The 26,969-nt window shown below is 54.6% G+C and carries 30 protein-coding genes; 1 reads left to right on the top strand and 29 read right to left on the bottom strand.

Features of this window, described 5'->3' with window-relative positions:
• The 17 genes from OHL11_RS13675 to OHL11_RS13755 form a co-directional block, all read right to left on the bottom strand.
• Window positions 1–660, bottom strand: a 660-nt coding sequence (locus OHL11_RS13675) for a hypothetical protein (RefSeq protein WP_263372084.1), incomplete at its 3' end; no start/stop codon positions are given.
• A 55-nt stretch (window positions 661–715) separates the two neighbouring features.
• Window positions 716–1,177, bottom strand: a complete 462-nt coding sequence (locus tag OHL11_RS13680; protein ID WP_263372085.1) for a DUF6950 family protein — start codon at window positions 1,175–1,177, stop codon at window positions 716–718.
• Window positions 1,178–1,182: 5 nt separating this feature from the next.
• On the bottom strand, window positions 1,183–1,728 hold the full coding sequence (locus tag OHL11_RS13685; RefSeq protein ID WP_263372086.1) for a hypothetical protein: 546 nt from the start codon (window positions 1,726–1,728) through the stop codon (window positions 1,183–1,185).
• The gene (locus OHL11_RS13690; RefSeq protein ID WP_263372087.1) at window positions 1,728–2,360 is read right to left on the bottom strand and encodes a hypothetical protein; all 633 of its coding nucleotides are present in this window, start codon (window positions 2,358–2,360) and stop codon (window positions 1,728–1,730) included. Before OHL11_RS13690 ends, OHL11_RS13685 begins: the two co-directional genes overlap by 1 nt.
• A gap of 65 nt (window positions 2,361–2,425) precedes the next feature.
• Window positions 2,426–4,018, bottom strand: coding sequence for an SGNH/GDSL hydrolase family protein (locus tag OHL11_RS13695; protein WP_263372088.1), 1,593 nt, complete (start codon window positions 4,016–4,018; stop codon window positions 2,426–2,428).
• A gap of 9 nt (window positions 4,019–4,027) precedes the next feature.
• Window positions 4,028–6,583 carry a phage tail tape measure C-terminal domain-containing protein gene (locus OHL11_RS13700; protein ID WP_263372089.1) on the bottom strand — a complete coding sequence of 852 codons (2,556 nt, stop codon included), beginning with the start codon at window positions 6,581–6,583 and terminating at the stop codon, window positions 4,028–4,030.
• On the bottom strand, window positions 6,576–7,022 hold the full coding sequence (locus OHL11_RS13705; RefSeq protein ID WP_263372090.1) for an HK97-gp10 family putative phage morphogenesis protein: 447 nt from the start codon (window positions 7,020–7,022) through the stop codon (window positions 6,576–6,578). The genes OHL11_RS13700 and OHL11_RS13705 overlap by 8 nt, the downstream gene beginning before the upstream one ends.
• A 337-nt stretch (window positions 7,023–7,359) precedes the next feature.
• Entirely contained in the window at window positions 7,360–7,719 is a 360-nt protein-coding gene (locus OHL11_RS13710) for a hypothetical protein (protein WP_263372091.1), read from the bottom strand.
• 45 nt (window positions 7,720–7,764) lie between these two features.
• Window positions 7,765–8,241 carry a hypothetical protein gene (locus OHL11_RS13715; protein ID WP_263372092.1) on the bottom strand — a complete coding sequence of 159 codons (477 nt, stop codon included), beginning with the start codon at window positions 8,239–8,241 and terminating at the stop codon, window positions 7,765–7,767.
• Between the two features lie 77 nt (window positions 8,242–8,318).
• On the bottom strand, window positions 8,319–8,711 hold the full coding sequence (locus OHL11_RS13720) for a DUF3168 domain-containing protein (RefSeq protein ID WP_317890655.1): 393 nt from the start codon (window positions 8,709–8,711) through the stop codon (window positions 8,319–8,321).
• Window positions 8,704–9,033, bottom strand: coding sequence for a phage head closure protein (locus OHL11_RS13725; protein ID WP_263372094.1), 330 nt, complete (start codon window positions 9,031–9,033; stop codon window positions 8,704–8,706). The genes OHL11_RS13720 and OHL11_RS13725 overlap by 8 nt, the downstream gene beginning before the upstream one ends.
• 3 nt (window positions 9,034–9,036) lie before the next feature.
• Complete coding sequence (locus OHL11_RS13730) at window positions 9,037–9,708, bottom strand: head-tail connector protein (RefSeq protein WP_263372095.1); 672 nt, start codon at window positions 9,706–9,708, stop codon at window positions 9,037–9,039.
• 93 nt (window positions 9,709–9,801) lie between these two features.
• Complete coding sequence (locus OHL11_RS13735) at window positions 9,802–10,950, bottom strand: phage major capsid protein (RefSeq protein WP_263372096.1); 1,149 nt, start codon at window positions 10,948–10,950, stop codon at window positions 9,802–9,804.
• A gap of 111 nt (window positions 10,951–11,061) precedes the next feature.
• The gene (locus OHL11_RS13740) at window positions 11,062–11,778 is read right to left on the bottom strand and encodes an HK97 family phage prohead protease (protein WP_263372097.1); all 717 of its coding nucleotides are present in this window, start codon (window positions 11,776–11,778) and stop codon (window positions 11,062–11,064) included.
• Between the two features lie 3 nt (window positions 11,779–11,781).
• A complete protein-coding gene (locus OHL11_RS13745; RefSeq protein ID WP_263372098.1) occupies window positions 11,782–13,092 on the bottom strand; it encodes a phage portal protein in 1,311 nt (436 codons plus the stop codon).
• A 12-nt stretch (window positions 13,093–13,104) separates the two neighbouring features.
• A complete protein-coding gene (locus OHL11_RS13750) occupies window positions 13,105–14,799 on the bottom strand; it encodes a terminase large subunit (protein ID WP_263372099.1) in 1,695 nt (564 codons plus the stop codon).
• Window positions 14,771–15,163 carry a hypothetical protein gene (locus tag OHL11_RS13755; RefSeq protein ID WP_263372100.1) on the bottom strand — a complete coding sequence of 131 codons (393 nt, stop codon included), beginning with the start codon at window positions 15,161–15,163 and terminating at the stop codon, window positions 14,771–14,773. Before OHL11_RS13755 ends, OHL11_RS13750 begins: the two co-directional genes overlap by 29 nt.
• A gap of 145 nt (window positions 15,164–15,308) precedes the next feature.
• Between OHL11_RS13755 and OHL11_RS13760 the strand changes: the two genes are divergently transcribed.
• Window positions 15,309–16,073 (top strand): 3'-5' exonuclease, encoded by a 765-nt coding sequence (locus OHL11_RS13760; RefSeq protein ID WP_263372101.1) that lies wholly within the window; start codon window positions 15,309–15,311, stop codon window positions 16,071–16,073.
• Here OHL11_RS13760 and OHL11_RS13765 read toward each other — a convergent pair.
• The 12 genes from OHL11_RS13765 to OHL11_RS13805 form a co-directional block, all read right to left on the bottom strand.
• Window positions 16,066–17,130: a DNA-methyltransferase gene (locus OHL11_RS13765; protein ID WP_263372102.1), complete on the bottom strand. Its 1,065-nt coding sequence runs from the start codon at window positions 17,128–17,130 to the stop codon at window positions 16,066–16,068. The genes OHL11_RS13760 and OHL11_RS13765 overlap by 8 nt on opposite strands.
• Window positions 17,127–17,486 carry an HNH endonuclease gene (locus OHL11_RS17375; protein WP_390233438.1) on the bottom strand — a complete coding sequence of 120 codons (360 nt, stop codon included), beginning with the start codon at window positions 17,484–17,486 and terminating at the stop codon, window positions 17,127–17,129. Before OHL11_RS17375 ends, OHL11_RS13765 begins: the two co-directional genes overlap by 4 nt.
• Window positions 17,467–18,000 (bottom strand): hypothetical protein, encoded by a 534-nt coding sequence (locus OHL11_RS17380; protein ID WP_396269813.1) that lies wholly within the window; start codon window positions 17,998–18,000, stop codon window positions 17,467–17,469. Before OHL11_RS17380 ends, OHL11_RS17375 begins: the two co-directional genes overlap by 20 nt.
• Window positions 17,966–18,589: a DNA cytosine methyltransferase gene (locus OHL11_RS17385; protein ID WP_390233444.1), complete on the bottom strand. Its 624-nt coding sequence runs from the start codon at window positions 18,587–18,589 to the stop codon at window positions 17,966–17,968. Before OHL11_RS17385 ends, OHL11_RS17380 begins: the two co-directional genes overlap by 35 nt.
• A 181-nt stretch (window positions 18,590–18,770) precedes the next feature.
• The gene (locus OHL11_RS13775; RefSeq protein ID WP_263372104.1) at window positions 18,771–19,244 is read right to left on the bottom strand and encodes a sigma-70 family RNA polymerase sigma factor; all 474 of its coding nucleotides are present in this window, start codon (window positions 19,242–19,244) and stop codon (window positions 18,771–18,773) included.
• A complete protein-coding gene (locus OHL11_RS13780) occupies window positions 19,237–19,509 on the bottom strand; it encodes a hypothetical protein (RefSeq protein ID WP_263372105.1) in 273 nt (90 codons plus the stop codon). The genes OHL11_RS13775 and OHL11_RS13780 overlap by 8 nt, the downstream gene beginning before the upstream one ends.
• Before the next feature lie 63 nt (window positions 19,510–19,572).
• Window positions 19,573–20,154, bottom strand: a complete 582-nt coding sequence (locus tag OHL11_RS13785; protein WP_263372106.1) for an HNH endonuclease signature motif containing protein — start codon at window positions 20,152–20,154, stop codon at window positions 19,573–19,575.
• Between the two features lie 942 nt (window positions 20,155–21,096).
• Window positions 21,097–21,513 carry a hypothetical protein gene (locus OHL11_RS13790; RefSeq protein ID WP_263372107.1) on the bottom strand — a complete coding sequence of 139 codons (417 nt, stop codon included), beginning with the start codon at window positions 21,511–21,513 and terminating at the stop codon, window positions 21,097–21,099.
• Complete coding sequence (locus OHL11_RS13795; protein ID WP_263372108.1) at window positions 21,513–21,803, bottom strand: hypothetical protein; 291 nt, start codon at window positions 21,801–21,803, stop codon at window positions 21,513–21,515. Before OHL11_RS13795 ends, OHL11_RS13790 begins: the two co-directional genes overlap by 1 nt.
• A 91-nt stretch (window positions 21,804–21,894) precedes the next feature.
• Window positions 21,895–22,119 (bottom strand): helix-turn-helix domain-containing protein, encoded by a 225-nt coding sequence (locus tag OHL11_RS17390; protein ID WP_390233450.1) that lies wholly within the window; start codon window positions 22,117–22,119, stop codon window positions 21,895–21,897.
• 232 nt (window positions 22,120–22,351) lie between these two features.
• Entirely contained in the window at window positions 22,352–23,572 is a 1,221-nt protein-coding gene (locus OHL11_RS13800; protein WP_263372109.1) for a tyrosine-type recombinase/integrase, read from the bottom strand.
• Between the two features lie 423 nt (window positions 23,573–23,995).
• A complete protein-coding gene (locus tag OHL11_RS13805) occupies window positions 23,996–26,908 on the bottom strand; it encodes a glycoside hydrolase domain-containing protein (RefSeq protein WP_263372110.1) in 2,913 nt (970 codons plus the stop codon).
• Window positions 26,909–26,969: the final 61 nt, after the last annotated feature.

Consider the following 26,969-nt stretch of genomic DNA (forward strand, 5'->3'; position numbering starts at 1 on the left):
GTCGTCGGTGTTGTACTCGACCTTGATGTAACAGTAGGCACAACCCATCACAGATGGGTAATCGCGAGTCCCGTTCGGAGACACGTAGGTGTTCCATGTAGGGTCGTTGTTGGTGAGACCTTGAATGTAGTCACCGAAGGCCTGGTCACCAAAGCGAGGGACAACGTAGACACCACGATGACCTGACACCGCATTGGCGAAACTGTACTGCTGACCGTTTGGTCCGGTGTAGGTCACACCGTTGCCACCACCACCGAAGCCATCTCCGTTACGAACGACGTAGTCGCCATCAGTTCCTGTGAAGTACAGCCGGCGACCGTCCAAGTACATCGCATGAAACGATGTGATTTCGTGACACGCATACACAATGACGAGGTTGTACTGGTCTTTGGAACCGCCTGTGGTGGACTCGTAAATCTCCACACCACCAACTCTCTGAGTTCCGTAAATGACCCGTCGAGGTGCTGCCGACTGCCGGATGGTACTCATGATTCCGTTGTTCGACTGGAACAATGAAGCGATCTGAGTTAACTCTGCGGATGCACCACTGAGAACCATCGGCAACCATAAAGTCCCGACGAATCCACCAACAGGTGAAGCGAGCAGAGCGACGCCAGCCGCAATCTCGATCATTCCGGCGACGGATATAGCCTTGCCCATGAAGAAACTCCAATTGAAAAGCCACCCGAAGGTGGCGTATGTGATGAATGTGTGTCTAGTTGGCGGGGACGTGCCATGCACGTTGAATCGAGCTGAGTGGTAAGCGGATGAATCCCGTCTCTGCCATAGCGGCTACGTAGCGACCAGAGAGGTCGATGATTCCAGCGATGAGTTGTTCGCCGTTGAGACAGGCGACGATATCGCCACGCTTCGCCATCAAGGGCTGAGGAGAGCCATCGGACTTTACCCATTCGGTCATACCGTACTTCGTGGCACACCACGCGAAAGCATCGGCGACAGTGGAGCCACCGGTGACGGTTTTGATCAGTGCGAAAGCCGAGGCTTCGTCGGTGTATTTACCTCTGAACTCTTCGGCGATGTCCACGCCGGTCATCGTGAGAGCCGCGCCAGCGGCGAAGAGACAACAGTCCAGCGTTCCCCAAACGAAGGGCTTGGAATAGCAGGACAAGAGGTAGTCGGGAAGCTCTTTGGTGAGCCACGTTGATGATCGTTGCATGTACGTTATCCCCAAGTGTTCGCGGTGTCGATGAGCGAGGTAATCCAGTCGAAGCCGTTGTCGTTAGGCCACTTCATTCGTTGATCTACAGCCGTGTAAAGCGAACGATGCGGACGTTGCAGATTGGTCAAAGCGTTCTCTAAGGCGAGCGTGACGGTGATGTCGTCGGAGTTCTCGGTGATGGTTGGTTGATCGACAAGACCGGAGAAGATGACCAGAGCATCGATGACGGTTGAACCTGACAGGCAAGCGAGAAGGATGCGAGCGGGAAGTCCGGTCACGATGTCGGTCATGCAATCCGCGTATAACGTCGGATCAACACCTGTAAGGGTGAGTGTGGTGCCTGCGGCTTCAACAGTGGTGTTCTCTGTGATCGTGCCGACCTTACCGAGGGAACCAACGCCTAGATAGGTGTTGCCGTTCCATGTGATTTGGCCGATGCCCGTGTGGACGAAGTATGTCCCACTCTTGAACGTGAGTTCGATGAGGATGGCTGGCCGTAGAACGCGTGCCGTGAGTGCCGCGCGCATGGCTGTGGAGAGATTTCTCATCAGCGAGCCTCCACGACGGTTAAAGTCAGAGCACCGTAACGAGTCTCATCGATAGTGATTGATTGCTTGTTGTCGCTCATCCTGAATAGTCCACGAGGGTTGTTCAAGATGATGGCCTGACCATCCGTTACCGCTTCTCTGAGCGAAGGCCACAGGCTGATAGTGGCGTCACCGTTGGCGTCTGAGTTCACGACGTCGATCACGCGATGAAGGCGATAGCCAACTTGCAGATAGTCGCCGGGGAGAAGTAAGCGATAGCTATTCGGTGTCCAACCTTTGGTGCTGAGCGTCGTCGCCATCGCGGACTGTGCACCATTGACGACCGGAACACCTTTAACGGTTCCTTGAGGATGTTTGTACGAAGGGTCACCAATCAAAAAGGTGTTGAGCTTTCCACGACACTCAGCGAGGAACCCTTGCCACGTCGGTATCTGTTGGGGCGTCAGCTTCGGCATCGCGATCTGCGCCGACCAGAAGTCTCCACCCGGCCATGCCAGCACCTGTTGAGTTGAACCAGTGAATGGATTCGTCGGTGCAGCGACGACGTTGTTCATCGTCAACTCAATTTGTTTTGGCGCAGGAGAGGTCGGGAACGCGAGGACGCTCACGCCTTGAAATGTGTCTATGACCATGGGGAGTTCCAATAAAGAAGGCCTCCCGAAGGAGACCTTTCATGTGTAGAAGGAAGGGGATTGCTTTAGCCGAGCAGAGCTAACGTCTGTGCCGCGATGCACGGTCCGTAGAGCGTTTGATATGCACTATCGGTGGGGTGTACCCCATCGCGTAGATACGTTGACCATGTGGACGGATTGATCGGGATGGCACCACCATCGACGATACCTATACCCCATAGTGTCGCTATCTGCTTGATGAGCGTGTTGAGTTCAACAAACTGAGACTGACTCGCCATAGCAGCCGCACCCGGATTCGCTTGGTATGGCGTGATCCATACGATACGAAGTGTTGGCTTGGCCGTGAACAACGCTTGTAGAGCCGTGCTGATATCTCCGGCGGCTGAGGCTGTACCGGGTGCATCCGTAGAGGAACCGAAGGTGTTGGTGGGAGTGTTTGTCAGTAGCTCGATAAACAACACGTCCACGTTGGCAAGGTCTTGTGCAAGCGTGTTGCCGGTAGCCACACCGATGAGGTTCGACGCTGGGCTGGTCGTACTGTCGTGCCGCGTGTAGACACCACCTGACAGCGTGTAGTTCTCAAAGATTTGACTGGTATAGCGAGCGTATCGTGCATCTTGCATGACCCACGTCATACCAGTGATGTCGCACACGCGCTGTTGCCATTGGTTAGCAAACTGCGCGGAGATTGAATCACCGAATACGCCGAAGCGTAATCCGGATAGCCTCTTCGTCTCTGTGACGACTTCTTGAGCTGTGCTCGCAACGGTTTCGACATCGACAGTTGCCTCTTGCACCTCGAAGGCCAACGCCAACTCACCACTTTGCGCCATACTTTGCACGCCAAAAGATGAGCCAACCGCACCGGGGTTACCACCTACAAAGATGAAGCCGGGACCAGGAGTGCCATCCCCGAATGTGGCCGTGGCGTTAGTCGCGGTGTAATAACCGAGGTACTGACCTACCGAGACGTTGCGAGCTGAGAAGTCTACGCCAGCAACTAGCTTCACCGTGCCAGCGTGGGGGACTGTGATCGTCCATACGTCATCGACTACGAGTAGACCACCACTATTTGCGTGCAGTAAGTAGAACGTCATCGTACCGCCAGAGCTTGCGGACTGATAGGTGATGCTCTTCAACGCGCCTGACGTCGCAACAGATGTGTTTACACCAGCGAAGATGCCAGTCGGAGTGGTGTTGTTGCAGGCGATGGTCGCGTCACCATACGAGGTCACTGTGTTGAAGCCGAGTTCGGTCGAAAGCGTTTTGAGAGCGGCGGTGAGGTCATACTGCACGGTGTTCTGTGCTGCGAGATTCGGCGCGTAGGAATCAAAGTCCCACGTTACACCAGACGGTTGCACGCATTCATAACCGTGACTCAGTAGGAGGTCACCTGTGACGTTGTCTACGACGGTGACACGATAACCAACATTCACAGGCGTTGTGAGAGTTGTGTCGGCGAGTGTTGTGGTGAATGTACCATTGGTCACCGTCGCGGTTGTCGCCATTGCGATGACCTGTCCACCGTCGCCGCCAGCACGGAACGAGAGAGGTCTTCCGTTGTTGTCAACGGGTTGGAATTTGATCGTCGAGTTTGTGACGAGTGTCCCACTCGCATCCTGTAGATGCGCGCCTGATACTGTTGTGAATCCTGTCATAGTTTTCCTTTATCGTCTTGATCCACGACGGGAATTGCCGTCGCTCACTGCGGCGCGTGCGCCGTGGGGCATCACTTGGGTGTGGTATTGCTGAAGCGCGGAGGTCACACCCTGATGGAACTCTTCAGGTGTGACACCCTTCTGGACGTTGATCGTGTACATCGCGGAGGAACCACCGCCGAACATTGATCCTGCGGCATTAGCGGGGATCATCGTTCCATTCACCGAGGGTGCGAAGAACTCTTGTCCGGGCTTTTCATTGATCCTGTACACATGACCAACGCTGACACCGCCACCAATCGCACGGTTACCACCGAAGATGCTGGAGAACCAGCCACCAATCTTGCTCATGAAGGAAGAGATTGTCGCGGCGACTGCATCATCACCAGAGAAGTCTGCGCCGTCCTGTAAGAGGTCGGCTGTACCTGCGTCAGGCGTTGTCTTCTTCGAGTGGAAGAGCGAAGCGAGGCTCGCCATGCCGCCGAGGTTAGAGGCCGACGACATCGAATGTTTCCCCAGCAACGCGGCTTCGCCTTGCTGAAGACCATCCTTCGCCATCATGCCGCCGATACCGGTGAAGAGCTGGCTCCAGTTGGATTTCTTGCCCGTAATCAAATTGACAAGACTGTCGTTGAATCCATTGATGGTCGCATCGAAGATGGACTTCACTTGTGAGGCCGAGTCCTGTGCTGACTGAACCCACAAGTTGTTGGCCTGAATTAGAGCACCTGACCAGGACTGACCGGCTGCCGTAGCTGCCGATTGCATAGCCTCAACTGATGCCTGACCGGCTTCCTTCGTCTTCTGTGCCTGCAACTCGACATACTTCGACTGGTCTTTGTCGCTAGCGAATCGGTCGGTCACGAAGTCGTATGAACCGTCCTTCTTTAGTTGCTCGATCTGAGCATCCAAGTCGGCCAAACGTTGAGCGTGAAGGCCTGCGCTAATCGCCGCGAGTCTCTGTGTAGCTGTGAGCTGAGAGATGGAGCCGTTCGCAAGGTCTATTTGAACCTTGGTGCGAGCGACCGATGCGGTGACCTCATCGCCCGACAGTGCAGACTTGGCGTATTCGTTCTGTAAGCCACGAGCGGAGGCATCACTATTGCCGACGACGGAGACATTACGATCAAGTGTGAGAGGAACCGACAGTTTCTTCTGTTCCTCGATGAACTTCGCAATGCCTTCGTGTACGCGGCGAGCACCTTCCTCGGCTAACTGGGCTTGCTTCGCGACAACGGTGTTGTATTGGTTGCTGCCAATGGTGAACGCTGATCGTTGCACTTCCCAATAATCGTAGAGAGCCTTCGCGTCTACCGGAGCTTGGAGCTTCCATTCGGAGACGTAGGCTTCCATCGACTTGAGGCGTGCTTCAGCGGCTTTGTTCGCTGCCTCTGTGTCACCATGTCCAAGCAACGCATCGTTATGCTTGTCTCTCGCACCTTGAGTTGCCGCCTGTTGCTTTTGCAACGCTATGGTCTTCTCGATGGTTTGTTGTTCCACCTGCTGCCACTGGATCAACTGCTGCGTGGCCCTTATCTCTTCGTTGAAGCTGGTCAGAGGGAGGGAACCGACGCCTTGCCGGGATGCATTCGCCATCGTCGCATTGTTGTCGGCTTGCTTCTGCTTCAACTCAGCGAGACGTGTCTGGAGGGAATTCGCATAGCTCTTCGACTCATTGAGTTGAGTCTCAGGTGATTGTGCTGCGGATATCCACTTCTGGTGTTCCTGCAACATCACTTGCTCTTGATGCGTGTCAGAACCACCACTGAAGATCTTTTGAGGCGTTGATGCAGCCATGCCTTGCAACACTTTGAGCTGTGCTGCAAACACTTCATCAAGCTTGGTCGTCAGTTTTTGCGCTGACTCAGCGGCTTCATCGAGAGTCAGTTTCAAACCATTGAATGGCTTCTTCTCTAGCTTGGCTTGTTCTTCCTGAAGCTTGTCGATCTGCACGTCCAGAGACGTGTTCTCATCGCGCATCGAGTTGTTGACTTCACGGATTTCGCTTGCGGTCTGTCGTGCCCGCGTGCCGCCTAAATCAAACGCGTCGTATAGCTCTTTGCCGAGCTTGACGGCTTCCTCACCAATTGCGGCGAGGCCTAGTGCAGGGAATATCGTGGAGCTGAGTGCGTTGAAGGCACCGAACTGAGTGAGGAAGGATTCACCCGCACGGATACCACCACCGCGCAACAATGCAGATGCACGCTGCTTATTGGTGATGTCATCGCCTTCCTTGGCTTCTGGAACCTTGAGGTTGGCGAGTTCAGACGCAACGGCTTTCTGCTTGTCGCTGATCCTCTGAATCGAGTTGATGATCCGCTGTGCGTTCTCTTCCGTAACAGATGAGAGGCGGGCAGCAGCCTTCTCCTGCATCGAGGCAAGCTTCTCGGCGGATGCACCTTGCTCTGCGGCAGCGGAAGATTGTTGCTGGTAGGACTTGAGAATGGCGTTTTTCGCAGCCGCAACGGTCTCAGCCGACTTTGCGACGGCTGCATCCATGCCTTCCACTGATGCGACGAACTGGCCGGTCTGAGCACTGAATACAACTGCAATCGAATCACTCATTAAATGCCTTCTTGATTTCGCTCGTCATCACCTCGCGATAGGTGTCTACAGCTTTCGTTTCGACCGCATCTTGAGCGGCACGTACGAATGGTCTGGGATTAGTACGGTTCGCATCTTTGGTGCGTCCTGCGTGGCCGCGCTCTAACCAACCGAGAACGTCGCGAGTGACCTTGGTGTTGGGCATCACTACGACCGTGTCCTCAGTCCCGCTCGCTGCTTTGTCGTCCCTCGCGATGCGGACGTAGGAGCGGAACGAAGCCTTCAACTCACCGACGGCTAGTAAGCCTTCAGCTTTGCCAGCTTGCTCAGGCGCGAGTGTCATCAACTCTTCACGAATGACCTCACCGGTGGATCGCAGGGCTTTACGTTCGGCGGCGACTAATGCGTCTCGCTTGAGTCGGTCGAGCTTGGCTCTGAGTTGTTGGAAGTCGTCTGACATTGAGATTCCTGTCGCATCTGTTCAGCCATAGCTAAGGCGAACGCATTGAAGTCGCTGACTTGCTTGAGCTGAGAGGCGTTGAGGCTTGTTCTGCTCGTTCCGCGTTTGAACTCGCGGTAATGAGGAGCGAAGTCCATCCACGACACACCCTTCTCAGGCGGTGAGAACGAGTGATTGATTACCGCTGCTGTCGTGAGCGCGGCGACCATCTCTTCGTGTAGAAGGCGGTCACGATGGCGATTCAATAAAAGATGGAGGAGCGAAGGCGTGAGGCGAAAGAACTCATCTGTCGAGAGTCCAAGATCAACGCGAGCACGACTCCAGAGATAAGAGACGGTTAGACCTCTACCTTTGGAGTCTCCGCTTCCCCCGAGGATGAATCATCATCGATCTTTTCGATGTCCTCGATTGAAGCGAACCATGCGGTATTGATAGCTGTGCGGATGTTCGCGAGGTTCTTCAGCGTGATCCACGAACCGACTTCTTCGATGGTGAGGTTGGGTTCGTCGTGAAGAAGCGATGCGTACAACAACGCGCGGATGTTCTTCGCTTCGAGGTCACTGACGACGGCTTGCAATAGATTGATACCGGTCAACTCCTCAACCTTGATGATGGCGTTGAAGTCGAAGAGCAGCTTGCGTTTCTTGCCTGCAATGTCGAGGTAGACCGTCGGAAGTAATGGATTGTGTTCGGACATAAGACCTCAAAAGGTTGAGGCTCCGCGACGGGAGCCTCTTAGTGCTTAGGAACCGGGGGTGTAAGCGATGACGCCGGTGACTTGAATGCTGAAGTTGAAATTCACGGCATCCGTGAGGCTGGCGTCCATAGTGGGCTTCTCCGAGATGTAGCCGGTGAACGTGCGCTTCGCGCCGGTAGTCTGACTGGAAGCGGGTGCGAACTGATGGGTGAAATACAGAAGTGTTTGCGTATCGAAGGAAGCCGACACCATCACCTGACCGGGGTCGCCAGCGGGATCAAGGATTCCTGTCACGGAAGCTGTTCCGGGTGTGATTGTGCCGGGCGCAGATTCTTTCACTACGGGGCCGCCAGCGGCAGCGGAAGGTGAAGAGAGAGTCGTCACATCAATGTAGTCGGCCTTCTCTGCGGTGTACGTGATCTTCGAGAGTTGGTTTACGGGTGTTGCGGTGCCTGTGGATGAGGTCGCGATGCTGAGTGTCGAACCGAAACCAAGAATGAATGTGGATGAACTGGTTGCCATGATGTGTCCTTTTGAAACGTGAGGGATCGCCGCGTCGGAGACACGGTTGGGTGAATCGGTGGGGATGTGTGTGGGGGCTACTCGGTGTGCGTCAGCTTGTAATCGACGGAGACGCCGTACAGTCGAGCGTCAGAGTTGAATGCGTCGGTCATCACGCCAGCGCGGAGGCAAGCTGAAACGTTGGTGCCATCACCTAACGCACCGGTGAAGCCGTCGAGAACATTCCGAATCGCTTCGATGATCGCCTTGCAAGTTCCGTAGTCGGTCGCCCACGCGGTGAACTCGATACGAGTTGTGACCATGCCTGCTGAGCCGGCGAATTGATACGTGGGGATGGCTGAAAGGGTGCGATAGGTGGTCGCTGGATATGTGGGTGATTCAGGGAGAAGAACTGGGTAGATGCGACCGCTGATGAGGCTAGTGAGTGCTTCATCGCTATTCAGTAGAGACACGAGACCGGAGTTAAGCACTAGCGTCTACCTCAAGGCACAGAAGGTTTGTTTGAACCTTACCTTCATCGGGGTCGCTTACGGCTTGGATATTGAATATGCGATTGTCGTACAGAACGCGCATTGCATTGGAGACTTTGATAGCCGGATAGCGGATCGTGATGATGTGGGAGAGTTCCGACACGAAGCCTGATGCGGCATAAATTTCTTTGCCTGTCGCCGCACGTATCGAAGCCCAAGTCGATAATGCGTCTGTCCAACTTGCGAGTTGCTGACCGTAGGCGTCTTGTGATGTGGACTGTTGCTGAATGGTGATGCGTCGATTGAGGCTGCCTGCGTTCATTGCTTACACCGCCATTGCGAGATTTCTGTACGGTGCGAGCAGTGCATCTACAGCGAAGGGAAGATTGGTGAGTGGCTTCTCGGAAGCGGCTTCACGATTGGCGTACCAGTGGCCGATGAGCAAGAGCATGGCTTGCTGGATGGGAGCTGGACAGTTGGCAACAGTAGAGCCATCGCCGTAGGTGCTTGCTGTGAAGGTGATCTTGACGGAGCCGGGAACGTAGCAGGAGGGATAGGGCCATGAACCACCGTTCGCAGGAACGATGCGTGCTGGTTCTGAGGCAAGGTCGCTTACATACGTGGAGGCATCGAGCATTACTGTCTGGTTATCGCCATCAAGGTATGTGATCGAGTTGATCGATGACACTTTGGCGAACGGAATGAAGACCTGGCACAAGCTGAAGTAGTAGCCGTTGCCGAAGTAGTTCTCGCGTGTCGAAGGACTGATTGTTCGGAGTGATTCGGCGTAAGGGAACTGGTCGAGCGTCATGCACCATGTCTGGTCGTAGATCGCACGATTCAGGATGTTCTCTACATGCTGGCGAGCCGCAGAGATGAGTGCCGTAATGAGATCGTCGTCATCCGTGAAGTCCACACGAAGATGGAGTTTCGCCTCGCGTAGCAAGATGGGTTCCACCGCTGGCGGTGTGACGAGTTGTAGGGAGAACTTTTGCATTCGGAGGGAAGGCACGCTGTAGCGCGGACCGGGCTGCTGGTTGCTGCAAAACATAAGGAGCCGCTATCGATGGATAGCGACTCCTCTGAAGCATTACTTGATGGTGATTCCTACGAGAGGATGAGTGCCTGCATCAGTCACAACACCACCAACGCGAGCGAAGCCCACGAAGCCAGTCTCGTAGCCAGCGGCATAACGCTCGTTCAAGCGAAGGATGCTCAAGCCGGGGTTCTGCTGACGGAAGGTATAGGCTTCCTTGAAGTCACCGAACAGAATGGGTGTGTTACCTGTAGCCACACCAGGAAGCTGAGTGATGAGCTTCACAGGACGGCCAAGGATGGTTCCAACGTAGCCGTTTGCAGCGTTGCCGTAATCAGGTAAGAACAAGGGACGACCATTGGAGTCAGATAACGCTATGACAGCAGCAAGTGTTGCGTTGCTCATACCCCATACGGCGTTTGCCTGATACGCAGGATCAAGTGTTCCTATCGCAGTAGCGAAGTCAACATACTTCAACACGCCAGTGGCGTTTGAAGTGAAGGCGTTGGAGCTGTAGCCATAGGTGAGAGAGGCTACGTTGCCGCTATTGCCGTTGATGATGAGGCTGGATGCGCCACGGAAGAAACGCTTGGCGAACTTGTCACGAATCCACGCTTCAATGTCGAAGCCAGCATCAGTGATTAAGCCGTTATCAACCTTAATGATGCCGGTGCTGAAGGTATCTACCTGAAGGGTGACGCTTGACGTGGTTGGATCAACTTCAGCAGCATCGGTGCCAACAGTCTGACCAACAAGGCCAGCAGTGGTGTCGTTATCGAGCACCATCTTGATTGGGTTGCCGTGGTCGGTCTTCAAGATGTTCACTACGTCATAGACTTCGCCGTAGCTCTTCTGAGCGGAGATGACAGCAGGATCGAACAGCTGAGGAATCATGATGCCTTGGCCTGCAACGGTAAGGTCACGAGCTTCAATAGCGCCATTCATGAGGTAGTTGCGGAAGGACTGCTTGATTTGATTGCTGCGCTCTTCGCTGCCGTCAATAGCAGGGCGAACAGTGCGAGTGCGTTGCTCTGCTTCAAAGCTGGCTACACGCTCAAGACGTGCGATGTCTGCATCAATGGCATCAACATCGGCCATCATCTTGTCGAATGCGGACCGTGTCTCGGGTGTGCCTTCAGTGGCAATCTTGGAAGCATCAAGCATGAGCTTCATGCGTTTTTCTTGTAGGTCTGCGAGGTTCATATATCGGGAGGAATCCTTGTGAGGTGGGAGAAATGGTGAATCTGGACGCACGAATCCCATCCCGCTGGCATGAGCAGGTGAGGTCTTGCGTGAACTTGTTGGTGTTGGGCTTTATCTACGCTGGCGGATAGAAAGAATCATGTGCATAGCGTTGCGGAGAGAGTCTTCTTCTGAGCTGTCGTCGCAATCGCATAGATCGTCTTCACAATCGGCGTTCGAGCAATCAGCACAGTTGTCTTCGGAGCAAGCAGGACAATGACACTGGCATTGATCGGCAATGGAGTCCGTCTCATTGTCGTCATCGTGGGTTTCAATCAGGCTGCGAATCTCAACAGGTGCTGAACGTAGAGCGATGCCGGAATCTGGATACGCGGGGAAGCTGCATGGTGACACCTCAAAGAGGTTCACCTTGAGCAAGGTGCGAATGACCTTGCCATCAGCATTGATCCATTTGTCTTCATCAGTCGAGAAGCCAAAGGATGTTCCATCAAGATCACCACGTTCGATGCTTTCAGCGAGATCATTTGCTGCTGTCGTATTAGGCAGCTTCACTTGATAGCGAAGTCCATCGGTGGCATCGGTGAAGATCAACGTGCCTGACTTTGTGCGGCCCATCAGGAGCTTGGCATCGTGATCGCGTAAGGCAAGCACATCAGATGTTGGTTGCAGAGCCTCAGCGAATGCGCCTGGTGCAATGACTTCAGTGAAGCCACCGAGGTCAACACTCTCAGTGTTGTAAGGAATGAAGCCAGTTAGTGTTCGAGTGCCATCTTCAGACGCAGCGACTCGAAGCTCCGCAGTCACGGAGCGTATTTCATGTTTGTTCATGGGTTACTTGTTCTCCGGTTCGGCTGGAGGCGTGGGCTTGATTGGCGACCACTCAGCGAACTTGCGAGCGTCCATCATGTTGACGGGATCGAGGTAGATGTCACCTTCAGACCCGATGGGGTTGAGGCCTAATGCCTGACGCATATCGTTTGCGCTGTAGGCTCCCCATTGACGGCCAATCGCCAGGGAATCAATCGTGGTCTTCAAGTCTGTCTTGAGGCGTTCACTGAGATCGAATCGCAGGTCATAGACACTGCGCGATCTTCCCGTTGTAGGAAGCAGCTTACGCATGAATTCTTGGGTGAACTTGGTGAGGTACGGTGCAAGCGTGTCTTGGATCAACGAGAGTGAAGACTGCTCATGGTTCGCATCACTCATGCGTGTCGTATCGCCAACCCAGTGAGGATCAAGGCGAAATAACGCTGCAATCTGATTGCGGGTGTAACCGCGTGATTGAAGCCACTGAGCGTCTTCCATCGATAGCCCGAGGGCCGTGTACTTGAAGTCCGCCGGTAAAACACCGATACGGCCTTGATTCACTCCGGCAACTTGCTGTTCCCAGAACTCTCTGGTTTGTTGCATCTGTAGGGGTGTGAGCGGCGATGACGGTGTGAGGATGCCACCAGCCTTCGAGCCATTGCCATAAAAGCGAGCACCAGACTTGAGTTGTGCTTGCGCTAAACCAAGTTCTTGACGTGCCAGCGCAATCGGGGAGAGTCCTTTGAGTCCACCTTGAGAGAAGAGCTTGAGGTGGATGACATCCTTTGCCTGAAGCTGGCGTTCTTCACCATTCTTGGTGCCATCGCGAGTGATGTAGATGAGAGTTCCATCGTTCAGGCGTGCAGGTTCGGTGTGGTGCGGATCAAGAGGCCAGATAGCCACGACTGATCCTTTCGTTCCGCGCTCAATCTCGGCGTATGCGTTGCCGGTGAGAGCCAAGCATCCTGACAGCGACTCAAAGAAGGTCGCTGCACTCATGTCAGGATTGGGTTCAGTGCCGAGGAGATAAGAGAGGGTGTGAGTCGTGGCTTCAGTGCGTGCTTTGCCATCGGTCTGATACACACGGAAAGGAATGGTCGCGATAGATTCAGCGATGATGCGAACGCAGGCATAGACCGTTGAGATCTCTAGCGCGTTATGTTCACTGACTACTTCACCGGCAGCCGTTGGCTGACCATCGAAGGCCATTCGGAAGGCTGTAAGGCCGTTCAATGGCACAACTGGAGACTCCAGCGAAGTTCGCGTGTCGAGGTCAAGACGTGTGAGATCAACGTCTGCAGAGACGAACGTTCGTAGTGCTTTGAAGAGTTGCATGGGAGGGGATACCTAGAGCCAGAAGGGTGTGAAGGACCACTCGGCGTTGTCTTGTGTGCCTAATCGAGCGCGAGCCATAGCGATGAAGAGAGCTACAGCACAGTCGATCTTCGATTCAGGTCGTGCTTTATCGGGCATCGTGTAGTTGCCAACGGATGTCTCGCGTGTGAGCACGTTCGAGATGCACCAGGTCAGAACGGGATTGCCGTCATGATGGAATCGGCCATCAGCAACAGCCGCTTCAAGCTCTTTCATGGCCGGTGACAATACCGAGGGCGATGGTGGAACTTCAACGCGGGGGATGCCGGATAGCTCTGATACACGCTGCGCCCAGTGATCGGCATAGCGAGCGTCATAGGCGAGCTCTTTCACCTGATTGCTGGCGATATCAGCTAGGACATCAGCCTCTAACGTGGCGTAATCGATGCTGCTTCCAGGCGTGGCAGAGAGATAATCCTGCTTCGACCAGCCGAGATAATGCTGGTTCTCTGGAAGATTCACTCGCTCTTCAGGCAGATAAGAACGTGTGATGGCGTAGTAGTGCGGTCTATCACCTTGGCTATCGTCGCGGTATACGCGAACGACTGCTGATAGGTCGAGCTTGGAGGCGAGATCAGAGCCAATCCAGCATGGGAGCTGCTTCACTGATTCTTCTGTGAGAATGGCATCGTAGCATTTGTTCCATGCCGCAATGTTCATCCATGCGGAGGAGGCTGTTGACCAGATGTTGAGGTGCTTGGCTTTGAAGATGTTCTGTTTTGCAGAGTTGCGAACAGCCTCTTGCTGGTCCAGTAGGATAGCCTCGCGATCATTTGAGACGCCGAGCAAAGGATTTGCCATTTCAACGGCCAGTGGTGAGGTCCAATCCACATCGGGATCAGCGCCATGAAGGGCAGCGAAGAGGCGATCATCTTCGATGACGCCATCCAGCATCTGTTCGGCTTTTCTCTGAAGGGCAAGGCAGGGGTTCTCGGTGCTTGAGACGCCAGCGGTCGATATGACCAAGATTAGAGAGCCAGGACGCTTGTTCGCGCCGGTCTTGAAGGTGTCATAGAGCGTAGCGTCTTGAGCTTCGTGCAGTTCATCGAGGATGCCGCACCAAACCGATGCACCATCGCCAGGTTTACGAACAACTGGCTGGAATCTGGATCGTGTTGAGAGTTGGAAGATGCTCTTAGCCGCACATTGAATGCCAATAGATGCTAATCGAGACTCTTGTTCGACCATCGCTTTCGCTGGTCGGAATACCTCGCTGGCTTGCTTCTCACTGTTGGCACCGCAATAGACCTCGGCACCCTTCTCGCCAGAAAAGAACGCCATATAGAGGCCAATGATGGCCGCGAGTGGTGACTTTCCATTACCACGCGGAAGCATGATGATCGCTTCGCGGTACTTGCGTAGGCTGGTCGAATCTATCCAGCCGAAGATGCTGGCGAGGATGAAGATCTGGGCCGCTTCGAGCTTGATGCGCTGACCTTGCTTCGAGCCCTTCTCATGTCTGCATAGCTCCGCGAACTGGCAGACCTTGTTGGCTGCGTCTGAACAAAAGGTCCAACGGAAATCAGGCCGGATAAGGTCATTCAGATGTCTTTGGGCTGCGAGACGAATCCATTTGGAATAGAGAACCTTGCCATCAACGACATCGCGAGCGTATTGCGTGGCTCTAGCGGCATAGTCGTTAGTGGATGAGGTTGCTCCATTCGTCATGTACGGGTGTCTCTTGCTTATTGCTCGATACGCGCGAACGGTCAGCAGGCGTCATGCCGAGTTGAGCTAGGCATTGGCGCAGTGTGGTGAGGTTGGAGTCGGAGGCTGTGTCTTCACGCAGGCGATTCATCATGCGAACAGTAAGCTCAAGCAAGAATCGGTCGGCGTTGGCGAGTACATCAGGAAGGGAAATGCTTACAAGTTCAGCCCAGATAGCCTTCTGAGCGTCATTCAGATGCTCAGGTGCATCACCTATCGGTGCTGCTGGCGTTGGCTCATCCGCGCGCGGAGCGTAACGCTTGGCGTCGTGAGTGAGCGCACCTGTGAGTTCAAGGCGTGATGTGGGTGTACGGGGTCTAGGCATGGTGATGTTTGAATTGCGGAAATGAAAATGAGGCCGGGACTGGGTAGCGGGAGGCTTCGAGTGCTACGAATCAAAGGCCCCTATCCCCCATCAGGTTGTCGAGGTAGACTCGCTCCATACCCTGAGTTGTGAGGAACGTTGAGCTGTGATTCCCATACTTCTATTGCTATCCGTTACTATTGTGATCTTTGTTGTTTATATGAGGAAGATATCTGCTGAGGAAGCAGATAAGAGACCTCTTGATGACGCGCGGCAAGATCCTCCGGCGCAGATCGTCAGCGATCCTCCGGCGCGTGAGGCGGTCGCAGTTGCATCACCACCTAAGCCAAAACCGGATCCTGTTCAGGTCGATATGCGTCGGCTGTTGCCTCAGCAGTTCGTGGTGCTGGACTTGGAGACTACCGGGCTACACGCTTCTACATGCGAGATCATCGAGATCGGTGCTGTGAAGGTGACGCTAGATGAGTCGGAGCATCCGAGCTTTCAAATCTTGGTCAAGCCGCGCAAGAAGGTATCGGCAAAGATTGTGTCGATCACAGGGATCACGCAGCAGATGCTTGACGAGCAGGGCGTTGAGATAGAGGATGCGATGTCTCAGTTCATTGAGTTCATCGGTGATCTTCCACTTGTCACATACAATGCTGCATTCGACATGCCGTTTCTTTGGGCTGCGGCGTCGAAGTCTGGCGTGGTTGTTGAGAATCGATACACGTGCGCTCTAAAGAGAGCGCGCAGAGCATTCCCTTGGATGGAGAATCATAAGCTCGTGACGGTTGCTGCCCATCTGAATGCACCTGATAACGATCATCATCGCGCGTTGGCTGACAGCATTCGCGCTACACACGTCTTCTGGCACGCAACCAAGCAACTGAACATGAAGGTGCAATGGAAGAAATACGGTGCTATCTGATGTCGCTGGAGATTTCTTTGTAGATCGCTTCTGCTTGAGGCAGGAACGTGCCTTTCACATACATGAAGAACTGTTCAGCAGCAGCCAGTGTTGTTGCATCAGCAGCAAGGCTGATGCCTTTGTCTTCTGCGGCGGTTGATCCTGCTGTCAGAACAGCAATCGCTTGTGTGATGAGGCCTGATAGCAGTGTCTTTACCTCTGGCTCATCTTTTATGGCGTGGTCCAGAAGTGATACAACGTGGGGAAGGAATGCGACTGCTTGCTCGGCAACATGAGCGATGTCCATTCCTATGGTTTCAATGGTCTGCAGTGGATTCATGATCTTCTCTTCGGCTGCGTTGATTCGCGCCTTGGCGGTGTTGAAGTAAGCTGCATCTCGCTCGATGCCTATGAAGCATCTGACAGTGTTCATCGCCGCAACGCCAGTCGTTCCGCTGCCCATCGTGCAATCAAGAACAGTGTCGTTTTCATGGGTGTATGTGCGGATGAGGTAATCGCATAGCGCGACAGGCTTCTGTGTCGGGTGATGGCCGCGTTCTGTGGGGAGCTTCAATACCGACTTCGGGTATCCAGTCCATTCTTGCAGATAAGTCGAACGTTTCTTTGCGCTTGCGATGTGCTGAAGACGGCGTGATCCCTCTTTGTTGCTCATCCGCTTAGGCTTCGCTAGCTTGATCAAGCCTTGAGGGTTGTATGTCGGCTGTCTCTGAGCGAACACAACGACGTCTTCATGCTGCTTCAAAGGCTGCTTCTTCGCTAATTGGAAGTTGGAGTGCCGATCTTTCTCCCATACCCAGCAGTAGCGAAACGCCTTGAGGTTCGATGCGATGAGAGCAGTAGTGAACGGCTGGGATGCCGTAAGGACGATAGCGGCATTCGGCTTACAGATGCGCCTCCATTCGACCCACAGCTTCTCTAGCGGAATGATGGAGTCCCACGTACATCCTGTAGTGCCATACGGCAGATCCGTGAGAACCATATCGACACTGTTATCTGGCAACGACTTCATCTGTTCCAGGCAGTCGCCCAGCATCAGTTGTGTCGTTGCGTTGCTCATACAGGTGCCTTTTGCTCATGGGCCGTCTTTGCTCTGTGGCAAGAGCGGCATAGGGATTGCAGGTTGGTTAGATCGAGGCGTTTGGTGATGTCTACGCTGATGGGGATGATGTGATCTACATCCTGTGCAGGAGTAATCTTGTTCAGCGCGAGGCAATGAACACAGAGAAATTTATCTCGCCGAAGAGCTTCAATACGAATCGTCTTCCAATCAGCGTCGTAACCACGTGAAGCTGGCGTTCCACGCCATCTTTCTCTCGCCTGAGCTACGGGTTTGGCATGAGCTTCGCAGTAGCCAGATGCAACGAGAGCAGAGCAGTTGGGATACCTACAGGGTTTATTCGGTCTGCTTGCCATCGGGAGCCATGAGCGCAGTGAACGCAAGTGCTACTTGTTGAGGAACGACACCGTTGCCAATCATTGCGATTCGCTTCGGGCGATTGATGCACTGATCCTTATGGATCGTGCGAGGTGCCTCGTAATCGTGTTGTTCATCACCCTGGCCTTTAGGGAAGCCGGGAAATGTGCGGGCACAGGCAGACGTGCTCGACCAGCCGATCGGCCAACCCATCAGCAACTCACACCACGCAGGATTGAGACGATTCGAGGGACTTCCATTGCTCAGTTCTTGCACCTGGCTGACGATGTTGGTGAACTTGCCCGTTGTGAGGCAAAACTTCGAGTCAGTTTTGATCGGCGTGGACCAGTTCCTCACTTCGCGGGTGACGGTGTTGTATGCCGTTGTGACCCTCGTGCTTTCACATGAGTCATGCTTCTGAGGCGTGGTCCAGTTCTTGCCGTAGACGACTTGCTCACGCAGCGTTGGGCAGGATGTTCTACCCGGCCGATTCTTCTGCTGATATGCAGTCAATGCTTCCTGTGATCTTGGATCCAGCTTGTCCATCACATTCGGAGTCAGCCACGGTTCTCCATGCGAGGCAGAACCAGCGTTCTCTTTTGTGGGGTGCACCTGCTTCTGAGGCAGTGTGACAGTGCCAGACAGCATCAAACCCTGCTTCGTCCATGAGCCGCATAACGTCTGTGACTGGTGCTGTTCCGTCTTTTTTACCGGAGAGCAAACCTGGAACGTTTTCGAGGAAGAGGAGAGATGCGCCTGCTTCGTTGGCGATACGAATGACATCTGCGAATAGGTAGCGTTCATCTTCGAGGCCAGCTCGTTTCCCTGCAACGGAGAATGGTTGGCAAGGGAAGCCTGCAATGACAACGTCAATGTGTCCTTCAAGTTGGGTGGCGTTGAGCGTTGTGACATCGGACCAGATAGGTGCTCGGTAGAGGAGGTCGTCTTGCATCCTCGCCTGGAGGACTTCTTGCGCATACTTTTCACGCTCACAGTAGAGGATGGTTCGGAGTTCATAATCTTGTGTCTTTAGGGCCGCAGCGCAGCCACGGTCAAGCATCCCTGATCCTGAAAACAGGGAGATGGCATTCAGTATTTTCATGTGGTCGGCGGCTTAAACAGCGAAGGGCAGACGTGATGTCTGCCCTGAGTCGCCATGAGGAGAGATTGCACCCGTTCTATGTCGCTATGGATCAGTGCGGCATGTGGTTGGTGCTGACCACGTAATCATTCGAGGAAGAGCCTCTACCTATATATGGATTGGCAGAGGTAAAACGTGACAGCTATTTGAGATTCTTTCGGTATCGGCGGAATCTCTGACGCAGTGTATCGGCTTCTAAGCCCTGCATCTCAGCGGCTTCTTTGATCGTGTAGCCAGAAGCTAGTAGTGATGCTGATTGGCGTATTGGAACAGGCAGGATAGATGTGTCGAATGCAACTGGATCGTCTTCAATCGCGCATTCTGTGAAGTCATCTGCAAGCTGAATCAACATCTGAGCCTTCATCTGGTTCAATCGAATCCGACGAATGATGCTCGAGAGCCAATGCGAGAACGATCCAGCCGACTGTGGAATAAAGCCAGGTAGTAAGCTCCAGATGGTTATGCTCACGTCCTGAGCGAAATCTTCTCGGTGCTCATACACCGTTCCGCGTGCAGCTTTGTAGGCCATGCGCCGAACGGCAGAGATCAACACCGCGAGAGCCTCTTCGGTTGGCCGGATGGACCACGCCAGGTATAGGGAATCAACGTTACCCATGAAACGTCACCCCGGCGGTACGTCTTACAAGATCGTGATATCGTTCTCGATCCATCTGAATGATGCGTGTGCCTCGGCTTGATTTGAATCTCCAAGCATCAATGATCGCTCTGGCTTCATCGTTGCCATAGACGTAGGCGTTCATTGTGGCGATGCTTGGCTTCAGCGATGGAGCGGGTTTCCAAAGATGCTTGAATGGCACAAGCTCTTGCGCTTCGTTGTGGTCGTTGAACTTGCTCTTGGACTGTCCTTTCTTCTTGCTCATGATTGTTCCTGTAGGGTTTAGCCGGATAGGGAATGACTCCTTAATCCGGCTTGAATGGATTCGTTATGCGGTGAGTGCGTTGGTGTGGATGATCGTGACGACGCTATTGGGTCTGCGTGGCTTGAGAGGTTTAGGACACCTCTTCCTCTTGTCTGCATCCGTAGTCTCGATGAGCTTCCGATTGCGACGCATGAAGGATAGTTGCGATTCCGTCACGACACGGCCTGTTGATAGAGGAGATTTGCTAATCTTGTAGGCTGAATGCCCAGCATCAAACATGGCGAAGATCTCAGCATGTTCTTCAGGGCTTACGCCCTTACCTCTGCTACCGGCGCGCCAGCCTAGTGGAGAGTCCATGCGGTCCTGCATATTCATCGCCGCTGATCCACAACGGAGATGGTCGGGATTCAGGCATGAGCGGTTACCGCAGCTGTGAAGAACATATGCGCCTTCAGGAATCTCACCTCTAAAGAGGCGATAGGAGAGGCGATGTACGGTGATTGGCTTGCTCTCGAATGAGGCCATGCCATAGCCATTTGTGAGCTTTGACTTGTTCCATAGCCAGCAGCCATCTTCGGTGCGGGTGATGGAGCGGAAGAGCTGTTCGATCTTGCGTGTGATCTTGCGGTATGCGGGGTATTTCATATAATGTTGCCCTCCGAGGCGATAAATGACGAATGGCCTTCAAGGAGGTTCAACATTCGTATAGGCATATCTCTTGCCTACACACGTACTTAGTATGCTTTTCTCAGCCCAGATCGTCAGGCAATCTTGAAAATAATTGATCTATTTTGAGAGGCGGGATAGGAATGATGAATGATCCTTTATCAGGCTCATGTAAGCGCCATGCGGATCGAAGCAAGTGTTCACATCAGGCATTGATGAAGGGAATCATATCCGGCGGGATAAAACCGCTGAATAGTAGGGATGAGTTAGTAGATAGAGACAATGAATCACTCAAACCATCTCCGGTAAGCAATGGTGAGTAGACACACTTCTAGCTATCCATAAGCTGAAGAGTGTCTACCGATGATCTCCGTATAAGCAACGTATGAGCAGCGCAAACCTCACTCCCTGAATCCGAGTCTGACGATTAGGCCCGTTATATGCTTGGGCTGGAACGGATATAGCACCTCGGATAGGTATGGGAAACTCTGCATCGGTTTGCATATCGACCACGTTCGTAGCCCTCTGTAGCGATGCCAACTTCAGCTTGTCTGTGCTGTTGTTGTTTGAATCAGGTTCCGAACTGGCGGCTAGCAAGCACCTTAATCAGTTCGTTTAACCCGCAACCTCTATCCATGCTCCGGTCGCTTCGCTAGATGCTTTATTCGCCCTTCTAGCTACCTTCCGGTGACCTTAGAACCCACAAAGGATTCTGCATACAGGTCCAATCAAGTAACGCCGGTGTTTTGGCCTTACACATATATAAGTATACCTTTTCTTCGCCTATTCGTCAATGTTTCTTCGCCTTTTGCATATTTATTTTCGATATCGAGTAGGAATGACTGACTAGGCTGCAGTGCAAATGGAAATAGGCAATCTCCGTTATGGAGACTGCCTATCTGGTTACTAGGTGCCACTGGCTTAAGTCGGATTGTTGAATCTTCCTCCGGCTTTGTAAAAACTAGCCTCAGACGGGTTCGATTCCAGACACTCGATTGCGTCGCCTCCGGCAGATTGGATCATCTCGCGAATCGTCGTTTGGATCGCCGCTAACGATTCGACAGGGCCACTAATCCTGTACCGCGCATAAATGCCTTGATCGACAGCCGGATAATCAATGACCTTCTCTGATCTACATGCAACATCCGCATCGCAAAGTACACCGCCGATGAGTTCGTCCAAATTCGGTTGGTCAATGAAACCTCCCAAGCCCCGTTCAGTGATAGCCAGGGCAAAGCGGCCCTCGGTCATGGAAAACTCGGTGAACTCAACTGCCTCGTGAAAGAGTAGTTGGGCAAGCGTCACAAGCTGAGATTCGTATTGAGTGTTTGTTTGCATTATGCTGCCACCTCTTCCTTCCAGATGATGATCTGCGAGGCGTCGTTAGGATTGATTCGCACCTTGTATCCCGCTAGTTTGTTGTTCTTGAGCAGCGCGTGAATGCGGACCTGTTCCTTCTTAGCATCACGGCCCTCTTTGATTGGGAAGAAGCAAAGGTTTCCTCCGTCAAGAGAGCGGACATCCTGCAGGAGGGCATCAGTTTCAGGTGCCTTTTTGCCTGCACCTTTGCTTGCGGCTGCGATCAGTGCTGCACGGTCCATTGCGTTCATTGCTTTTACGTTCGACATGATGTAATCCTTTCGCGCTCATTGGCGCGGTTGTTTTACGTGAATGCGTAGCCGGCTTGCACGGCCAGGACATTTGAAGTCGTTGGCCGTGCTATCGCGTAGCAGGACGAATCGGTTGTGTGTGATCTTGGCTGGCGTATCGATCTAGGTCAGCGACCTGAATGAAAACCTTGCCACCCTGTCGCGTAGCCTTTAGACGACGAGTAGAGATGAGGTAGTCCACTGAACGGACTGACAGGCATAGGTATTCTGCCGCCTTATTGCGGTCAAAGCGAACTGGATTGATAGCGGAATGCTTCAGGGAAGCGGTGGGCATGATGAACCTCTACGAAAACCAGACAACTAAGTTTTCGGAGTTTCGTGCCTGCGTAGCACCACTCTGCGGTTCAGTCCCGCACCATCCGGCAAAGGATGGCTTTCAGCCTATTGTTGGCACCCCACCTTGGTCTTTAGTGGTGATCTGGTCATCGCGATGTTCTGCGGAAGACCCATGAGGGATGTGCCCCAACAACAAACTCATTTTGGCACAACGTTCGTAGCGGTGCAACTCAGCGATCCAGAGCCGCCTTCATCACATCGGCAACGTGAGACGGCGACAGGTGGGTGTAGCGAGCAGACATCGCGAGTGTGGAGTGGCCCAGAACCTCTTGAATGACCTTCTGGTTTGCTCCCCCAGCGGCTAGGCGTGAACCAGCCGTGTGGCGGCTGAGGTCATGCCAACGAAGGGATTTGATGCCAGCTTCGTCCTTGGCCTTCTTGAACCACTCACGGTTCTCTCGAATCGTAAAAACCCTGCCATCCAACTTCATGCGCTCAGAGCCATAGCCTACGCCGCGAAGGGAAGCAAGCTCCTGCTGAATTGCCTTCTGATCCAGCAATGCTTTGTAAACGCTATCGGTCATTGGAATGACGTGCGGACGACCGCTCTTCGTATCAGGTAGCACGATAAGGCGTAGCGTTAAATTGATGTCCTCAACCCAGCGGAGCGCATACTGGTTGCCCTTACGCATTCCCGACTGTGAGGCCACAGTGATCTCGTTGAGGTGTTCACGGAACATTAGGCGGGTCGCACGGTGCTCTTCAGGCGTTTCGTCAATCCATTTCTGAATGACGTTCCTCAGTTGCTTCTCTTCGTCATCCTGCATCCATCGTGGAATCCCGAGTTCTTCGGTGAAGCGTTTCACTCCACTTGTCGGGTTGATCTTCAGCTTCTTGCGCTCGATGGCATACTCATAGACGCTACTCAAAGTCGTCTTGTAGCGGTTCATTGTTCCATCCGAGAGATTCAAGGATTCTAAGAAGTCCTTCACCTCGTGAGGCTCGATTGAGTCTGCGTAACGATCCGCAAACGCCTTACGAATCGCCTTGAAGCGTGATTCCATATTGCCGATGCGAGCCTGCGGATCAGAGACGTATCCCGTCTTCTTGATGTTCTGGAGCTTCTCGCGCTCGGCGGTCTCTTTCTGCTTGAGCATGTACTCGTCGATGAGGTCGACGAGGAGCAAGTTGGAGACATATCCACGTTTCTCTTGCTCTGAGCTGGTGAGCAGTGGGAGCTTGGCTGTCGTCGGAAGCCGCTCACCTGTGACGCGCATGAGGCGTACCTTCTCGATGTGCTCGATTGCGGTCGCTTGGGTCTTGAAGGTCTTTCGTACATCCTTGCCCGAGAACCAATAGCGGGCGGTCCAGGTGCTGCCGCTCTTGCCTTTCTGCTCGTAAATTCCGGCAATGTCGCCTTCGATGATCTTCGGTTTCCGTCCGCGTGGCATGAGTTGGCCCCTCGGACAGTGTGGCATAAAAATCTGCCAGATTTCTGCCAGATAGGTACCGTTAATTCGTGCATTTCGGTGCAGCGGAGTTCGTTAGCGAATCGCTGTAAGTGTTGCAGTGTAATGGATTAGCGGGACGATGTGCGGTGCGGTGCAAATTCGTGCAAACGACCATTTACACCCTCTCAAGGCGAAGAGTCCGGGTTCGAGCCCCGGTAACGCTACCAAAAACCTCCCCTTCAATTTTTAGTTCCAGTAAGCAGCTAGGAGACTCATTCTTCAGCTTACGCTCTGCTATGACCCTGTCGACTTAGGAATTTCGTGCGTCACGATGCGAGTGTGCCGGAGGTCTCGCAAAAGTACGCCGCCGACCGTGTGATGGTCGGCGGCGTACTTTTTACTGCTTGAAAAGCTGCAGGTGGATCACTTCGCGGTGACGGTGAGCTGAAGCGGCACTTTGGTGGAGCCGCCAGCGGCTGTGTTGAAGGTGACGTAGACCGTGCCGCTGAAGGGCGAACCCGGAGCGACCGTGTCGTAGGGGGCAGGGTTCCCCGGCGAGCAACCGGTGATGGAGCCGAGTCCCCCGAGAAGGGCAAGCGCTGTCAGCGAGAGCATGGTTCTCCGCATTGTCTTGCGACGGGCCACGCCAAACGGCAGCAGCAGCAGTGCCGGAAGCGTCAGGCCAGCCAGCACCATCGTGGTCTTGTACGACACGAAGGCAGAGAAGACGGGTGTGGTGGTGATTGTCACTGTCGTGGTGAGCGCCGCTCCGTCACCGATCGCGCTGAGCGATGTGGGGCTGAACGCACAGGTGGCGACGGCCGGCAGGCCGCTGCAGGCAAAGGTGGAGAACGTGCCGATGTAGCCGGAGTCCGGCGTGATCGTCACTGTGGCAGTGGAGCTCTTGCCGCCGACGATGGAGACGGCGGCGGGATTGATGGCAGCGGTAAAGCTCTTGAAACTCACAGAGACGGTCGCCGCGGACGAGCCGGTGGTGATGTTGCAGGTGGAGCCTGTAGACGTGGTACAGCCGGTCCATACGCCGACGGCGGAGGTGGTGGAGGGTGTGGCGGTGAGCGTCACCGTCGATCCCGCAGGATACTGCGCCGTGCAGGTGGTGCCGCAGTTGATGTAGTTATCGCTGCTGACGACCGTGCCCGAGCCTGTGCCGGTTTTGGTGATCGTGAGCGCGTACGTGGGCACGGGGGCAAAGGTAGCGGTCACCGTGGCGTTGACGGCCGTGGTGATCGTGCATGTTGCGCCCGAGGTCGACGAGCATCCGCTCCATCCCGAGAAGATCGCGCCGCTTGCTGGCGTTGCGGTCAGGACGACGGTGTCTGTGGCGGCGATCTGTGCCGTGCCCGAGGTGCAGGTGGGACCGCAGGAGATTGCCGTGTAGCTGCTGGTATCGAGCGAGTTGTTGATGCTGGTCGTTGCAATAGTACCTTTGCCCGACCCGGCTTTAGTCGCGGTCAACGTGATGGGGGTGGCTACTTCAAAGGCAGCATCGGTGTAGTCCTCATCGATGTTGAGAGTGAGACCGTTGTAGGTGCTGTTGAAGGAGCTGGAGGTCTGGCGCGAACGGTGATGGTTCAGCCAGTACGGCGCGATCGCGGTGAAGGCGGAGGCCGTGGGATAAACCGTCTGGCAGGTGGTGCCGCAGGCCACGCCGCTTGAGAAGAAGTACGCATACCAGATGGTGTCGATGGCGGGCGTGACGATCGTCGGGATCCAGCCGTTGAACTCGTTGTGGCTGCTGTAAACCGCGGAGAGATAGCCCTTCGCGTGCAGTTCTGCGTTCCAGCCCTCGAGGAAGGCCTGTGTCGCGGCGAGGTAGGTGGCGTTGGTATAGGTGTAGGCCTCGAGATCAAAGACGATCGTCGATCCCTGGCCCATGCCCAGCGCAGCCATCGCGCCGATCGCGGAGTCCGCTTCACTGGCGCCCTGCGTCTGCGCGGTCGCCGGCGATGTGCTCATCATGGAGGAGAAGGACCCGCCTGGAGCCTGCATACCGACCCAGATCGGTACGATCTCCCAACCCTGTGCGAGCACGGTGGAGACGTAGGTAGAGGTGAGGTTGGCGAGCCCGCTCTTGCAGGCGAAGTTTGCGCCGCCAATGTAGACGCCGACGGTCTGGTAGGGACTGCCGGTCCACCACGTATTCAACTGCGTTGTGGTCGGCAGGCTGCAGGCGTCGAAGCCCATGACGCCAGTGACCGGGTAAGAGGACTGCGGCTGCGGCGCACTGCCCATCGGCGAGATCTGAGAGCTGCGTCCCTTGGGAGACAGTTTGAAGCTGCTGGCGCTGCTGACGGTGAGACCGGGCAGAACGCCGAGCGCATGGAAGCTCTTGCCGCCGTCAGCGGTTCCCATCAGCGACTGGCTCGTCGTGCATTCTCCCTGCGCGGAACAACTGCCGCCGGCAAAGAGGACCCATCCGCTGTCGGTGGAGGTGAAGCTGCTTCGCTGTGCGAGCATAGCTGTCGGCCCCGCGTTGGAGACGCTGCCGGTCCACGTGAGGTTGGTGGCGAGCGTGGCGTCGGCTGCCAGCGCGGCGGGAGCGTGCTGGAATCCCTTGGAGGTCTCCGCGCTCCAGTGCGCTCCGCCATCGCTGGTGAAGTAGCGGACGCTCGTCGTCGAGCCTTGGGTCGCGATGGTGCGGAGCAGGGTAGCGCTCTGCGCACCCGTGAATACCGGAAGCGTCACCGTGCTCGATACAGCATCGAGTCCTGCGATCGCAGGCAGTGTGACTGCGGTCCAGCTCTCGCCGGCATCGGTGGTGCGGAAGAGGTCATCGCCGTTCGGGCCAGGGCCGACGAAGCCGTGCGTGGCATCGGAGAACTGAATTTCACCGCCGACCGGGGGCATCTTCGTCTGCGTCCAATGCGCGCCACCATCGACGGTCTGCAGAAGGATGCCACGGCGGAACGCGGAGCTTGACTGCACGCCGAGCATCATCCAGCCATGCGCCGCATCGGTGAATTGCAGCGAGGACTTGCCGTTGAAGACGAGGGCTTCGGTGAAGGGGGAACTCACCGTTGTAGTGCTCCAGTGAGCGCCCTTGTCCTGGGTGGAGTCAAGGCGCAAGGTGCTGCCTTCGTCATCGGCTTGCAGTGCCCAGCCGCTTCCGTTGGCGTTGAAGTAGGCGCTGACGACGTTCGTCGAAGCCTGCGGCGTAATCTCCGCCCATTGGGAGCCGGCGCTATCACTCCAGTAGAGGCGATGCGATGCGAGCACCCAGCCAGAGGTGGCGGATACCTGTTTCATGTCCTCCACTTCCACGCTGGCTACGCTCTGCGCGCGCCCCGCACTCGCAAGCATGAGTGCCAGTGCCATACTGCCTACTGCTCGCCATTGTTGCGCAAATCTGTTCATGGTCTCTTCCTCCATCTACGTG

The sequence above is a fragment of the Granulicella cerasi genome (genome assembly GCF_025685575.1).
In the GTDB taxonomy this organism is placed as follows: Bacteria; Acidobacteriota; Terriglobia; order Terriglobales; family Acidobacteriaceae; genus Granulicella; species Granulicella cerasi.